Source organism: Trueperella bialowiezensis (assembly GCF_900637955.1).
In the GTDB taxonomy this organism is placed as follows: Bacteria; Actinomycetota; Actinomycetes; order Actinomycetales; family Actinomycetaceae; genus Trueperella; species Trueperella bialowiezensis.
This window is the reverse complement of record NZ_LR134476.1, coordinates 1,491,277-1,505,404: the sequence shown is the minus strand read 5'-3', so window position 1 is coordinate 1,505,404 and position 14,128 is coordinate 1,491,277. Positions and strand designations below refer to the sequence as shown.

Sequence of the window (14,128 nt, the reverse complement as noted above, 5' to 3'; positions counted from 1 at the left end):
CTTATTATCCTTCTGGGTTCTCGGGGCTAGTTGCTGTCTGGATGCTGGTTGTTTCGCGGCTGGCATCGGCGAACGGAATGCCAGACGAACGCAAGTCGGCAGAGCCTTCGGGGGCGCGGCCGGGATCGGCGTCGCGGCTCACGATTCGGTTGTGGTCGTCAACGAAGACGACGCGCGGCTCCACGGCATTCGCACCGGCGTCGTCAACCTGCGAATAGCAGATGATAATGACGAGGTCGCCGGCCGAGCACAGATGCGCGGCTGCACCGTTGAGCTTGATCTCGCCAGCTCCGCGTTCGCCGGGAATCGTGTAGGTGGATAGGCGGTTACCGTTCGTGACGTTGACGATGTCCACGCGCTCCCCCGGCAAAATATCCGCGGCTTCCAGCAGGTCAAGGTCGATGGTTACCGACCCCACGTAGTGCAGGTCTGCATCCGTGACGGTAGCCCGGTGAATCTTGCCGGTCATCATCGTGCGAAGCCTCATTGCACGGTCACCTCCATGTTGTCGATCAGGCGCGTAGGGCCTACGTAAATCGCGGCCACGAGCAGGCCCTTACCGGTAGCGGCAGCCTCCAGATCCACGAACGTCTCCGGATCAACAAGCCGCACGTAGTCCACCGTGACACCCTCTGCCGCAGCCAAAGCGTCGTGAGCCACAGCGAGCACCTCACCAGCCGCAGCACCGCCGCGCGCGGCATCCATCCCAGCCTGTAAGGCCCGCGGAAGTGCCAGCGCTTGTTCCCGCTCGCTGGCCGACAGGTAGGCATTGCGGGATGACAGGGCTAGCCCGTCGGCGTCGCGCTTAATCGGCACGGCACGCACGTCAACATCCATGTTGAGATCGGCCACCATCGTCTTGACGAGCGCGAGCTGCTGGGCGTCTTTCTGGCCGAAGAACGTCACGTCCGGGCGCACAAGGTTAAACACTTTGTGCACGATCTGCAGCACGCCAGCAAAATGCCCCGGGCGAGTGGCACCCTCCAAAATCGTGGCAACCGGGCCAGGATCAATACGCACGAGCGGCTCACGCGGGTACACCTCGCCGTCCGTCGGCAGGAACGCGATGTCCACCCCTTCGCGCTCGAGGACCGCCAGGTCCGCCTCGACGGGACGCGGGTAGCGCTCGAAATCTTCGTTTGGTCCGAACTGCAGCGGGTTGACGTACACGGACGCAACCAGCACGTCGGCCGCCGCCCGGCCGGCCTTCAACAGTTGTGCGTGGCCGTCATGAAGAGCTCCCATCGTCATGACGAGGGAGCGAGATCCTTCACTAGCCGCGAGCGCCTCGGCGAGCTGAGCGCGCGTTGAACAAACTTTCACGGCTCAATTCTACCCGCATTCCGCGTCGGGTTTTTGGGCTGCCCGTCCTATCACGTCGAGGATCGCAGCGTGAGCCTGCGCCACATCGGTCACTTCGGCGGATTCGGCCGCCAGCGTGGTGAGTGCCTCGAGGTGCCGGGACGCCGCGGCGTCGTCGGGAACCTCGGCCCTGCCTGCGAGCCCGCGTTCCAACGCGGATTGGGCAAACGACCGCAGCAAGTCACCCGGGACCGGCGCGTCCGGCCGGGCGACGGCGTCGCTATCACCCTCTAATTGCCCGCCGGTGACGATGCCGAGCACGCGGGCAGCTCCGGCAGCGGCGAGTTGAATGCCGGCGACGGCGTGGGCAAGAGCCGCGTCGTAGAGCGGGCGGTCAGCGGAATTAATGACGACGCCTTCCCCGCCCATCTCAGCCACGAGCGCGAGCCCGATCGGCTGCAGGACGGTAGGTGCGGAGACGGCGAAGCGGCATTCGGCTAGCCGCGCAACATCAAGTGACGTGCCGGTGAACTCCATGGCCGGATGGATAGCGAGCGTCAGGGCGCCCGCCTGCGCCGCGGGCGCGAGTACTTCCACACCAAAGCGTGCGGCCGTGTGAACCACGATCTGGCCTGCCTGCCACGTGCCAAGTTTGGCGAGCCCGCTGACCAAGCCGGCGAGTTCGGCGTCGGGAACAGCAAGAATGACGAGTTCGGCGCGCTCCACAATGGTCTCCACGTCAAGTGCGGGCACGCCCGGCAACATAGCATCGAGGCGTTCGCGCGAGGCTTCGGAGGCGGCATGCGCCCCGACGACGGTGTGCCCGGCTGCTCGCAGCGCACTACCAAGAGCGGTACCCACTTTGCCTGCCGATATGACGCCCACGCCCATGCGCCCGGTGGTGTTTTCGATGTTCACGCCCCCATTCTAGGTTGCCCGCTAACCATTGCGGTCAATGAGTAACGGTGAAAGAATTGCGGCATGAAGAAAATCATCAATAACCCCAATGATGTGGTCACTGATTCCCTGCGCGGCCTCGCGCTCGCGCACCCCGACATGGTCGAGGTCGATCTCGATCAGCACATTGTTTACCGCAAGGATCCAAAGAAGGATCGGGTAGCAATCATTTCCGGTGGTGGTTCTGGCCATGAGCCGCTTCACTCTGGTTTTGTGGGCACCGGCATGCTGGATGCCGCAGTGTGTGGTGAAGTATTCACCTCGCCCGTGCCCGACCAGATTATGGAGGCCACTAACAAGGTCGACGCCGGCAAGGGCGTGCTGCACATCGTCAAGAATTACACGGGCGACGTCATGAACTTCGAGATGGCCGCCGAAATGGCTGCCGACATGGAGAACACGCAGGTGGCCTCCGTGATTGTTGCCGACGACGTCGCAGTGCAAGATTCGCTGTACACCGCAGGTAGGCGCGGGGTCGGCGGCACGGTGTTCGTGGAAAAGATCGCCGGTGCCTACGCTGAAGAAGGTCACGACCTGGCCGCGGTTGCCGAAGTTGCCCAGCGGGTGGCTGATAACACGCGTTCCTTTGGTCTGGCGCTGACCTCGTGCACGGTTCCCGCCGCGGGCAAGCCCACCTTTGAGCTGGCCGAGAACGAAATCGAACTCGGCATTGGCATTCACGGTGAGCCTGGCCGCGAGCGCCGCGAACTCCAATCGGCCCGCGAGTTGGCAGGCGAGATTGTGCGGCCGATTCTGGCTGATCTTGACTTCACCGGTGCGCCCGTGGTTGCCCTGCTGGGAGGGATGGGTGCCACCCCGCTGTCCGAGCTTTACCTCATCTGGGGTGAGTGCGCGGCACTGCTTGATGAAGCTGGTGTGAAGGTGGAGCGCGTACTTGTGGGCGACTACGTGACGTCGCTCGAGATGGCCGGCTGTGCCCTGTCTCTGCTCAAAGCCGACGCCGAACTTCTGCGCCTGTGGGACGCGCCCGTGGTGACCACCGGCCTGAGGTGGGGTGCCTAATGCTGGATCGTTACGTGCACTGGATGGCCGCGTTCAAAGAGAAGATCGATGCCAACGAGGCCGAGCTGACCGATCTTGATCGTCAGATTGGCGACGCCGACCACGGGTCGAACATGGTACGCGGCGTGCAGGCCGTGGCCGAACTTGATGCTTCTGCAATCCCCGACGCCGGGATGTATCTGAAGAAGGCGGGCATGGCCCTCGTGTCAAAGGTGGGCGGCGCGTCCGGGCCGCTGTACGGCACGCTGCTCATGAAGATGGGCGGCGCACTCGGCGCCAACGCCGACGACGTTCCGAGCAAGGAGACCTTCTTCGCTGCCCTACGCGCCGGTGTGGAAGGCGTACAGGCACGCGGTAAGGCAAGCGTGGGTGATAAGACGATGCTTGACGTGTGGTTCCCGGCTCTCGAGGCGGGCGAAGCCGCCGGCGATTCACTTGCCGACGCGCTTGCCGCAGCAGTTGAGGCTGCACGCAACGGTGCCGAGGCCACGATTCCGATGGTTGCTCGCAAGGGCCGGGCGTCCTATTTAGGCGAACGCTCCGCGGGAGTCAAGGATCCAGGCTCGGCATCATCGGTGCTACTCATCGAAGCTGCCGCCGAAGCGTTCGGCGCTTAAGACCAGATACCCGCCAGCGAGCGATATGAGCGTTCGCGGACGGGCGAGGAGGATTCCCGTGGCTAACGTTGGGCTCGTTGCCGTTTCTCATTCTGCGCCACTCGCGCAGGCCGCCTGCGATCTCGCTCTTGACATGGGGCGTGATGCCAACGTCATCGCGGCGGGCGGGACCGGCGAGGAGGGCTTTGGTACGAACGCCGAGCTGATCGCCGCCGCGATCGAGCAGGCTGATTCTGGAGTGGGCGTCGTCGTGCTCGTCGACCTCGGCTCTGCAGTGATGAGTACTGACATCGCGCTCGAGTTCATTGACCCGGACATCGCAGAGCGCACAACAGTCGTGCCCGCTCCGCTCGTCGAAGGCTTGGTGGTGGCCGCGGTGGCTGCGTCGGCGGGAGCCGAACGGGCCGTGGTTGCGCGCGAGGCCATGGGCGCTCTAGCAGCAAAAGCCGCAGACATCCCCTACTCTGATCCAGCCGCGCCAGACGTGGCGAACGCCGCCGCAGGCACAGCTCCCGGCGGCGAGCCTTCCGGTTGCGAACTAGCCGGTAGCGAGCCCGCAACCAGTAAACCGTCCGCAAGCGAGCCACCAGCGGAGGAAGAGTGGGAAAGCCGGCGCTTCGTCGTCGACGATCCTGCTGGCCTGCACGCCCGGCCGGCTGCCGCGCTCGTTGCCGCGGTAGCGCCGTTTGATGCGCAGGTGCGTGTGGCGCTGGAAAGTGCGGGGCGCGGGCCGAATCCGGCCGATTCGATGACGGCACTCATCTCGCTCGGCGTGCAAGAAGGCGACGAAATCCTCGTGCAAGCGGCCGGCCCCGACGCGCTCGCTGCCCTTGACGCCGTGGGTGAGCTCGCTCGCCGCGGCTGGGTCAAACAGGGTGCGGACAAGCCCAAAGTCTCCACGATTCCTGCCCATCAGCGGCAGGTGGCATCCGGGATGGAGATCGCAGTTGGCCCGGCGCTCGTGTGGCGGGCCAAGCCGCGCACGGACACCACCCACACGGCCGGAAACCAGCTGGAGGCGTTCCACAGTGCGCGTGAGGCCGTGCGCACCTACCTTCATTCTCTTGCCGATACCCCACTGCTTGCCCTGCAGCTCGGGCTACTCGACGATCCCGCTTATATCGGCAACGTCACCAAGCGGATCGACACCGGCGTCCCAGCCGAGATCGCGATCCGCGCGGCAACAAACGAGATGGCAGCTTCCTATGCCGATCTGCCCACGCATTACCTGCGCGAACGTGGCGACGACGTCGTGGCCCTCGGCGAGCTGCTCATCTTGGCGTTGCATGGCCAGCCGCTTGGCGGGCTTGCCAACGCGGTGGCTGACTACGGGCGGGCGCCGATCGTCGTCGTCGAATCACTCACCCCGGCACTTGCCTCCGAAATCGAGACCGGCACTGTGATGGGCATCGTCGCCGCCACGGGTTCTATCACGGGGCACGGCGCGCTGATCGCGGCGGCGAAAGGCATTCCCGTCGTCGCTGGCAAACCGGAGGCCCGAGATATCAACGACGGCGACGAAGTAGCCATCGAACCGCGCGGCGCCACCCTCACAGTCAATCCCTCGCGGGCCGAACTGCGCGAATTACTGCGTGCCTCGAAGGAGCAGCAGCGCTTCGACGAGGTCGCCCTCGCACACGCCCACAAACCTGCCACGTTTGCCGGACACACGGTCACCGTGTGCGCGAACGTGGCGATGGTCGACGACGCCGCCCTCGGCGCACGCAACGGAGCCGACGGTTCTGGCCTGGTGCGTACCGAGGTTCTTTTCGCTGACGACGACGTCGCGCCCACCATCGACCGCCAAGCGAGCACGTTCCTCGACATCGCCCGCGCCATTGGCACTGACAAGCCGATCACGATCCGCACCTGGGACGTCGGCGCAGATAAGCCCGTATCGTTCTTTACGGCCGAGCCGGAGGAGAATCCGTTCTTGGGCGTGCGCGGAATTAGGCTCATGCGCCGCTACCCGCAGGCGCTCGTCGACCAGTTCTGCGCCATCATCAAAGCCGCACAGGAAGCCAACATTCAGGTGATGGTTCCGATGATCACATGCGTTGACGAACTGCGCTGGGCACGCGAACGCTTCGACGAGGCCGTCGCTTTGGAAGGCAACCCGCAGGTGCTCCCCAAGTTCGGCATGATGCTCGAAACTCCCGCGGCGATCCTGCGGGTTAAGGATTTCGCCGAGCTCGTGGATTTCGTGTCAGTCGGCACGAACGATCTCATCCAGTATCTGGCTGCGGCTGATCGCGGCAATGCGGGCGTGGCAGGGCTGGCCAGCGCAGTGGTGCCGCTCGTCGTCGACCTCATCGCAGACGTGGCACGCGAACTGGACGTGCCGGTATCGGTGTGTGGAGATCTAGCGTCGTCCGAAACCCACGTGCCCGCTCTTTTACGGGCGGGTGTGCGCGGGCTGTCGGTACGCCCGGGGCTCGTGCCGCGGATCAAGCAGGCCGTGCGCTCGGCTGACTCATCTAGCTAGCTGGAGCGCTCAGCTTAAACGCCGACGCGCTTGCGCCACTGTTCGATCGACTCCGAGATACCGACTTCGCGCGCCTGCGCGGTGAGGTTGTTTTCCACCCACATCATTCGTTCGACGTCGGCGATTTCCATGTTCTTCTGCGCGGCCTCGACCCCCGTTCTCACGAGGTCGAGCTTGATCGCACCCAGGTTAAACCGGCGCTGGATCGGGCCTTGGCTCACGCGTAGCGATTGGGTGTGGTCCTGCCACACGATGACCACCCTGCGGCGGAAGCGGCCGGTACGGAACACGGCCACATTCGGGGTCAGGCACACGCCACGGGATTTCCACGTGATCGGATCAAACCAGCGCGCCCTGCGAGGTGCCGACAAGAAGTATTTGCCCGTACCAGTGCCGTCGAGAGCGTCGCGGAGCAAGGCGGCGTCGTTATCCGTACCTGCAGACGGCAGCATCGTCCACAGCACGTCCACGATTTCACTGCGTGTGCCCACCGGAACAACGTGGCGGGCTTGGCCAGCCTGGGCGTCAGAATCGAGGTCGACTTCACCGGCGAGCACGGCATCGAGTTTCCACCAGTCTGCTCGGCGCCACAGCATCGGCTGTTCAATGACGACGCCGTGCAGCCGCTGCGGCGGGATTGACCGGGTGATCAGGCTCGTCAGGCCCGAGCGGATGCGCAAGCCGTTGGCTGACAGGAAGATTTTCGTACCATACTCGCTAAACAGCGATTGCGCCCACGCCCATAGCACCGAGACGAAGGCCAAGATTAAGAACAGGAATCCGCCCTCGTCGAGAATAATCGCAAGAGCAATGATGGCGGCCAGCGACAGCACCGAAAAAATGAAGCCGACCTTCAACATCGACGCCGCGATCAGGCGCCCAGTAGACAGGGAGAAGATCTGCCGGTCGCGTTCCAGATCGTCCGGGTCGAAGACGGGGATCTGCGGCGCTGCTTGGCCGGCTGGCGAAGGGCCGGCGCCCTGCCAGCCAGGCTGCTCAGCAGGTTGTGCGGCGGCGTAAACTGCCTGCGTGGCGGCCTGATCTGGGCTGACGTGCTCTGGCGTTACATGCTGGCCGCGCGCGGCGCCAATGGGAATACCAGCTCGCGCGTTGGCCAGCCCGTTCAGGATTTCGCGGCGCACGTTCCCGGCGTCTTCCATCGTGAGCAGGCCGAGCTGCATCGCCGGTTCGGTGCCGGCCGTTTCCACCTTGACCGATGCGAAACCGAAGATTCGGCCGAAGAGCTTCTGCTCAATTTCCACGGTTTGGATGCGATCCCAGCGCATGTGCTGGTGATCTTTAAAAATTACGCCCGAGCGTTTGTGCACACCAGATTCTACAATCGCGAACGACTGGTATCGCCAGGCAATCCACGAAAAGAAGACGACGACGGCGGTGAGAGCCACGAGCGCGCCCAGCCCGATGAACAGGTGCGTGATTGTGATCCTACGGATCTCTCTTAACGCATCGCCGAAACCGGCCTCGAACATCTGCATGACGATATTGAAGATGACGATGGCGAGCACAACCCAGATCACCCCGCCTTGCGACAGCGGAGTAACCTTGTGGAACTTCCGCCACGCCTGTTGGGGCACCGAAGCGCCCAGTTGGGTGGCCTGCGAACTGCGCGAATGACGTGAACTCACAGCCCCTCCATGTTCGCTTCGCCAAGCGCGGTGAGCTTATCGCGTAGCCGTTCGGCTTCTTCAATTGCGACGCCGGGGATCGACGCGTTCGTATCCGCCGAGGCAGTTACGAGTTCCACTGAGGCCAGCCCGTAACGCTTCAGGAGCGGCCCGGTTTCGACGTTCACCTGTTGCATGCGCCCGTAAGGCACCACGGACACGCGGTGGAACATGATCCCTGAACGGACCAGCAGTTCGTTGTCGAGTTCCGCGTAGCCGAATGCCCGGGCGCGGCGAAGTGCTAGCCACACGAGCCAGATTCCGCATAACACGCCCGCGACGGGTAGGAGCCACCACAGCGGGTTCGACGAGCCGAGATAGCCACCGATCGCGCCAGCAAAAGTCGCAATAATGATCGCGGCGGCGAGGGCTCCCCAGCGGATAATGGCCACTGTTTTAAACTTCGGATGCAACGGCGTGAACTGCACCGTTTGTGCGAACGGACTAGTCATAAAGCCAGTGTAAAGCCTGCAGCCGATGGTTCCATCACCCTCGAGACGGATTGCGCTACGCTCCGGCCGCCTGGGTGGTTTCTGGCTGCCCGTCGTCGTCGACCATACACCAGCGTTCTCCGATCAGCCCGGCCACCGTCATCACCAACGCGCCGAAAGCGGCAAGCCCAGCGTTGATCGCCTGCTCCGTTAGGTACGCGGTGGGCCCGCCCAGCCAGTATGCGACGCTGATCCCAGCCGCTCCGCCGCACAGAAGGGCGCCGGCTCTCGACGTCGCCTGGGTGAGCACCCAGATCCGTGCGGCATGAACAGGGTCCATCGCGCGCTTGCCCAGCTTGTAGGCGCGCACCAGCCAGGCCTGCCACGCCACAAGAATGCCAACACCAATCGGCGCCAAAAACAGCAGGCCGTGCACACCCACCGGGCTCGCCCCCGAACGAATAAGCAGAGCGAAGAGCACGAAGCACGTCACCCCAGCTACAGCCGCGAGCGCAGCCAACATGAGGATCGACGTCGGGGTGAGTTTCTGTGCCACGGCCGCACCCTACTCTTTGCCCGTTCGCAGATCGGCACCGCCGCATTCGCCCGCCGGTTCGCCCATCCGCCGCACGCCCTGATCTGGCAGGCCGGCCACAATACCCGCCACAGGCTGGCTGCCAAGCTCCGCCTCCGGCTCGATCTCCAACCACGGTTCGAGCACGAAACGCCGCTCGTGGGCGCGCGGATGGGGCAGGGTCAGCCACGGCGAATCCGACTCCAGCTCGCCGTCGTCCGTACGCGCTGTGATGATGTCGAGGTCAAGCGTGCGCGCTTCCCAACGTTCGGTTCGCTCGCGGCCGTGCACGTTTTCGATGTGCTGTAGATCGGTGAGCACGTCGCTGGGATGTGTGGGCGTCACGAGTTTAGCGACGGCGTTGACGTAGTCCGGCTGAGCCGCCTGCTCTGCGCGCAGCTGCGGGGCGGTGACGTACAGACTCGATGTGTCCACTACCTCGCCGACGGCGGCGAGCTCGGCCACCGCGCGGCGCACGTGCTCCTCCGGCTCATCCAAGTTGGAGCCGATAGAAATCACCAGCTCGTAGGTGCGCGCCACCCGCGGGCGCACCCACTCCTGCGTGACCGACACGTCCGCAAACTCATGCACAATCGGCGCGTTCGGCTTGTGCACCGTGACCTTCAGCGCGTCGACCGGCAACTGTGCCAGCTTGCGCACGATCCGATCCGCGAGCGTCTCAATAAGGTCGGCATGCTCGCCTTCAATGATCTCGACGACGACGTCGGCCACGTCCGCATACGACACGGTGTATGCGACGTCGTCGGTAGCGGCCGCCTCGCGGGTGGACAGGCGCATCTCGATATCGACCACGAAATCCTGCGGCTCCACCTTCTCGTGGTCGAGCACGCCGTGCGTGCCGCGTGCTCGCAGGCCGGTCAGCGTGATCGTGGCGGTTCGCATTACGGCGTTCCTTCGCCGGAGTCAGTCATTTGGCCAGCCAGGGCGGCGTGGACGTTCATCGCCGTCGCGGTTGCGGCCACGTTATGCACCCGCACAGCCCACACGCCCCTATCGGCTAGCAGTCCAGAAATGACTGCCGTTGCCACGTCGCGGTTGTCCCCCACCGTCACCGGCCCAAGGAAACGCTTGCGCGACTGGCCAATAAGCACCGGGTGGCCCTCCCCAAGGAACGCCTCGAGGCCGCGCAGCACCTGCCAGTCCATGTCGCCCACCTTTGCAAAACCGAGCCCCGGATCAAGAATGATCCGCTCCGGCGCGATCCCGGCCGCCACCGCTCGGTCGCGTGATTCCAGCAGCTCGCTGCGCACGGTTGCCACGACGTCGTCGTACTGAGCAAGCTCGTTCATCGACTGGGCGTTGCCACGCCCGTGCTGCAAAATGTAGCGGCAGTCCAGCTCGGCCACCGTGGCAAACATTGCCGGATCGCCCTGCCCGCCCGTCACGTCGTTAACAATATGCGCGCCGGCCTCCACCGACTTTTTCGCCGTATACGCATGGTAGGTGTCTACCGACACGGTAGTTTCCTTTGCGAGCGTGGCAACGACGCCGGCAATCCGCTCCCACTCTTCCTCGGCTGGTACGGGTTCGGCTCCCGGCCGAGTGGACTCACCACCCACGTCGATAATCTGCGCGCCGTCGCTGATCAGGGCGCGACCGTGGCGGATCGCCACGTCCGGGTCGATGTAGTTCCCGCCGTCAGAAAACGAGTTCGGCGTGACGTTTAAGATTCCCATGATTTTCATTCGCAATCCCTTTCCGCTACCCTGCCTGCATTAAAGTTCAGCCCCGATGCGAGGTGCCAGCCATGATGAGGCTCATCGCCTCCGAGCGCGTGGCCGGATCGTGCATCGAGCCGCGCACTGCCGACGTCACCGTTTTCGACCCCGGCTTGCGCACCCCGCGCATCGACATACACAAGTGTTCAGCTTCCACGACGACGATCACACCAGATGCGCCCAGGCGGCTATCAATCGCGTCGGCGATGTTGCTCGTCAGCCGCTCTTGAACCTGCGGACGCCGTGCATAGCCTTCCACCAGGCGCGCCAACTTGGACAGGCCGGTCACCCGGCCATCACCTGCCGGAATGTAGCCCACGTGTGCCACTCCGTGGAACGGCAGCAGGTGATGCTCACACATGGAATACATCGGGATGTCGCGCACGAGCACCATTTCTTGGTGGCCGACGTCGAATACCTTGTCCAAATGCTCGGCCGGATCGTCGTGCAAGCCACCGAAAATCTCCGCGTAACTACGTGCCACCCGGCTCGGGGTGTCCCGCAACCCGTCGCGGTCCGGATCCTCTCCGATCCCATACAGCAGCTCACGCACCGCGTTTTCGACGCGCTCGGCGTCGTACTTACTGGTCACTGCGCTCGCCCTCCTGCTCGGTGCCCTCAGCCGGGGTATCAGGCTCAGCCGGCGCCTCAATCTGTGCCGGCGTTTCAGCGTCGGCCGGCTTGTCGGCGTCGGCAGTCTTATCGGCGTCGGCGGCTACCTGCGGCAACGGCACAGGCGGCAACTCGGAGACGGGGCGGTGCGGCGAGGACAGCCACAGCTCCCGCTTGGGCGCCTTGACGATGTCCTGGAAAATCTCTTTGAGCTCGGTTTCCAGAACCGTTTCTTTTTCGAGCAGTACGGAGGTGAGCCGGTCGAGGACGTGGCGGTTGTCGATCATGATCTGCCACGCCTCTTGCGCGGCGGTGTCCATGAGCTGGCGCACCTCTTCGTCCACAGTGTGTGCGAGTTGGTCGGAGTGCTCGCGCACGCCGCCTCCGCCCATGCGGGTCATCGGGTCGGCTTCGTCGGCGGTGAGCCGCACCGCGCCCACCCGCTGCGACATGCCGTATTCCATGACCATCTTCCGCGCGGTATCCGTGGCTTTTTGAATATCGTTGGACGCGCCCGTCGTCGGATCGTGGAACACAACCTCCTCGGCAGCTCGCCCGCCCATCGCATAGACGAGCTCGTCGAGCAGTTCGTGGCGGGAGGTCGAATAGCGATCCTCGGTCGGCATGACCATCGTGTAGCCGAGTGCCCGCCCGCGCGGCAAGATCGTCACCTTGGTCACCGGGTCAGTGTGGTGCAAGGCTGCGGCTGCTACGGCGTGGCCGGCCTCGTGATAGGCCGTGACCCGCTTCTCGGACGGGTTCATGACGCGGGTGCGCCGCTGCGGGCCTGCGATCACGCGGTCGATCGCCTCGTCGACGTCGTCTTCAGTAATCTTCGGATGCCCGCGGCGAGCGGCCAACAAGGCCGCCTCGTTGAGCACGTTCGCAAGATCAGCGCCCGAGAAGCCGGGCGTGCGGCGGGCGATCGCCCCGATCGACACGTCGTCAGCGAGCGGCTTGCCGTCGGCATGCACCTTCAAAATTCCCTCGCGGCCCACCAGATCCGGGGCGTCCACGGCAATCTGCCGATCAAAACGCCCTGGGCGTAGTAGCGCCGAATCGAGAACGTCCGGCCGGTTCGTGGCAGCCATGACGATGACGTTCGTCCGCTCGTCGAAACCATCCATCTCCACAAGCAGCTGGTTGAGGGTCTGTTCACGTTCGTCGTTACCACCGCCGATGCCTGAACCGCGGTTGCGGCCGACGGCGTCGATCTCATCCACGAACACGATCGCGGGTGCAACCTTCTTCGCCTTATTAAACAGATCGCGTACACGCGAGGCGCCCACACCCACGAACATCTCCACAAACTCCGAGGCCGAAATCTGGAAGAACGGCACGCCAGCCTCGCCTGCCACGGCTCGTGCCAGCAACGTCTTACCGGTTCCCGGCGGGCCATACAGCAGCACGCCTCGCGGAATCTTCGCACCCATCTTGCGGAACTTCTCCGGCGTCTCAATAAACTCTTTGATCTCGCGCAGCTCTTCCACGGCTTCGTCAACGCCGGCGACGTCGTCAAACGTCACGCTCGGCCGGTCCGAATCCACGCCGTCGCGATTGACCTTGCCGAACTCGCCCATCCGCCCCTGCATCCGCGGAATCATCCACAGGAAAAAGCCCACGATGAGCAGCATGGGCAACATGAACGTCAGCAGCGAAAACAGCGCCGACTGCTGCGGAACCACAGAGTTATAGCCGTTCTTCGAGTTCGCCTCGCTCACCAGCTCGGCAACCTGATCGGCCTCCGGATCGGTGTACTGGAACTGGACCTTCTTCGTGGCGTCCAGCTCCTTGCCGTCCAACGCCGTCGGCTTATAGTCATTTTCCAGCCAGATCTGCACGATCTGTGAACCGTCCGTCACCTGGATCTTCTCGATCTCTTGCGTGGCCAGAATCTGCTTGCCCTCGGACGTTTTGACCGGCGTGAAACCACCCGGTTTCAACACGAAAAACAGGATAATCCCAGCGATCAGCAGACCGGCCGTCACAATCCACAGCCGGCGCCGCTTCTTATTGCTATCGCCCTTATCGTTCGCATCCGGCTTCTCGCCGTCGTTATTCTTACCCTCGCCGCTCTTAGCGTGGTCGTCATCCTTGCGCCCTTTGCGATTGAACTCCTCGAGGATGCGGCGCTGCCGATCGCTCATTTAACCTCCGTAAACGTGCGGAGCGAGCGTACCGACGAACGTCAGATGGCGGTAGTCCTCCGCATAGTCGAGGCCGTAGCCCACAACAAATTCATTTGGAATATCAAATCCTACATAATCGACCGGCACATCCACCTTTTGCACGTCCGGCTTACGCAGGAACGTGGCGATCCGCACCGAATTCGGGCCACGGCTTTCCAAATTGTGCTTCAGATAATCCAGCGTGAGCCCGGAGTCGATGATGTCCTCAACAATGAGCACATCCATATCCGTGATGTCCGTGTTCAGATCCTTCAAAATCCGCACCACACCCGACGACTTCGTTGCCGCCCCATACGAGGACACGGCCATCCAGTCCATCTGCAACGGAACCGAAATCTCCCGAGACAGATCAGCCATCACCATGATCGCCCCACGCAACACGCCAACAAGCAGCAGCGGTTTACCGCGATAGTCCTCACTGATTTCCCGGCCCATCTCGGCCATACGCTGCTTAATCTCCTCCTCAGAGATCAGCACGTTAACGATGTCATCCTTGCAATCTTCGAGCCTCATG

Annotated in this window: 14 protein-coding genes; 3 read left to right on the top strand and 11 right to left on the bottom strand. The window is 63.5% G+C overall.

What is annotated here, in order from left to right; all coding sequences use genetic code 11:
* Positions 1-4: 4 nt before the first annotated feature.
* Genes panD through EL234_RS06800 form a run of 3 tightly spaced genes read right to left on the bottom strand, consistent with a single transcriptional unit; the run spans position 5 to position 2,220 of the window.
* A complete protein-coding gene (gene panD, locus EL234_RS06810; protein WP_241968964.1) occupies positions 5-487 on the bottom strand; it encodes an aspartate 1-decarboxylase in 483 nt (160 codons plus the stop codon).
* Positions 484-1,323 (bottom strand): pantoate--beta-alanine ligase, encoded by an 840-nt coding sequence (gene panC, locus EL234_RS06805; RefSeq protein WP_126416746.1) that lies wholly within the window; start codon positions 1,321-1,323, stop codon positions 484-486. Before panC ends, panD begins: the two co-directional genes overlap by 4 nt.
* Positions 1,324-1,332: 9 nt before the next feature.
* The gene (locus tag EL234_RS06800) at positions 1,333-2,220 is read right to left on the bottom strand and encodes a Rossmann-like and DUF2520 domain-containing protein (RefSeq protein WP_197718431.1); all 888 of its coding nucleotides are present in this window, start codon (positions 2,218-2,220) and stop codon (positions 1,333-1,335) included.
* A 63-nt stretch (positions 2,221-2,283) separates the two neighbouring features.
* Here EL234_RS06800 and dhaK point away from each other — a divergent pair, with 63 nt between their 5' ends.
* Genes dhaK through dhaM form a run of 3 tightly spaced genes read left to right on the top strand, consistent with a single transcriptional unit; the run spans position 2,284 to position 6,384 of the window.
* On the top strand, positions 2,284-3,282 hold the full coding sequence (dhaK, locus tag EL234_RS06795) for a dihydroxyacetone kinase subunit DhaK (RefSeq protein WP_126416745.1): 999 nt from the start codon (positions 2,284-2,286) through the stop codon (positions 3,280-3,282).
* The gene (gene dhaL, locus EL234_RS06790; protein WP_126416744.1) at positions 3,282-3,899 is read left to right on the top strand and encodes a dihydroxyacetone kinase subunit DhaL; all 618 of its coding nucleotides are present in this window, start codon (positions 3,282-3,284) and stop codon (positions 3,897-3,899) included. Before dhaK ends, dhaL begins: the two co-directional genes overlap by 1 nt.
* Before the next feature lie 58 nt (positions 3,900-3,957).
* Positions 3,958-6,384: a dihydroxyacetone kinase phosphoryl donor subunit DhaM gene (gene dhaM / locus EL234_RS06785; RefSeq protein ID WP_164712429.1), complete on the top strand. Its 2,427-nt coding sequence runs from the start codon at positions 3,958-3,960 to the stop codon at positions 6,382-6,384.
* 14 nt (positions 6,385-6,398) lie between these two features.
* Here dhaM and EL234_RS06780 read toward each other — a convergent pair whose 3' ends face one another.
* From EL234_RS06780 to hpt, 8 genes are read right to left on the bottom strand one after another with little or no spacing between them, the layout of a single operon-like run.
* Positions 6,399-8,030 (bottom strand): PH domain-containing protein, encoded by a 1,632-nt coding sequence (locus tag EL234_RS06780; RefSeq protein WP_126416742.1) that lies wholly within the window; start codon positions 8,028-8,030, stop codon positions 6,399-6,401.
* Positions 8,027-8,521 (bottom strand): PH domain-containing protein, encoded by a 495-nt coding sequence (locus EL234_RS06775; RefSeq protein WP_126416741.1) that lies wholly within the window; start codon positions 8,519-8,521, stop codon positions 8,027-8,029. Before EL234_RS06775 ends, EL234_RS06780 begins: the two co-directional genes overlap by 4 nt.
* A 55-nt stretch (positions 8,522-8,576) precedes the next feature.
* Positions 8,577-9,056, bottom strand: a complete 480-nt coding sequence (locus EL234_RS06770) for a DUF3180 domain-containing protein (protein ID WP_126416740.1) — start codon at positions 9,054-9,056, stop codon at positions 8,577-8,579.
* 9 nt (positions 9,057-9,065) lie between these two features.
* Positions 9,066-9,977 carry a 2-amino-4-hydroxy-6-hydroxymethyldihydropteridine diphosphokinase gene (gene folK, locus EL234_RS06765; RefSeq protein WP_126416739.1) on the bottom strand — a complete coding sequence of 304 codons (912 nt, stop codon included), beginning with the start codon at positions 9,975-9,977 and terminating at the stop codon, positions 9,066-9,068.
* A complete protein-coding gene (gene folP / locus EL234_RS06760; protein WP_126416738.1) occupies positions 9,977-10,780 on the bottom strand; it encodes a dihydropteroate synthase in 804 nt (267 codons plus the stop codon). Before folP ends, folK begins: the two co-directional genes overlap by 1 nt.
* A 37-nt stretch (positions 10,781-10,817) precedes the next feature.
* Entirely contained in the window at positions 10,818-11,405 is a 588-nt protein-coding gene (gene folE / locus EL234_RS06755) for a GTP cyclohydrolase I FolE (protein ID WP_126416737.1), read from the bottom strand.
* Entirely contained in the window at positions 11,395-13,572 is a 2,178-nt protein-coding gene (gene ftsH / locus EL234_RS06750; RefSeq protein ID WP_126416736.1) for an ATP-dependent zinc metalloprotease FtsH, read from the bottom strand. Before ftsH ends, folE begins: the two co-directional genes overlap by 11 nt.
* On the bottom strand, positions 13,573-14,127 hold the full coding sequence (gene hpt, locus EL234_RS06745) for a hypoxanthine phosphoribosyltransferase (protein ID WP_126416735.1): 555 nt from the start codon (positions 14,125-14,127) through the stop codon (positions 13,573-13,575).
* Position 14,128 lies beyond the last annotated feature (1 nt).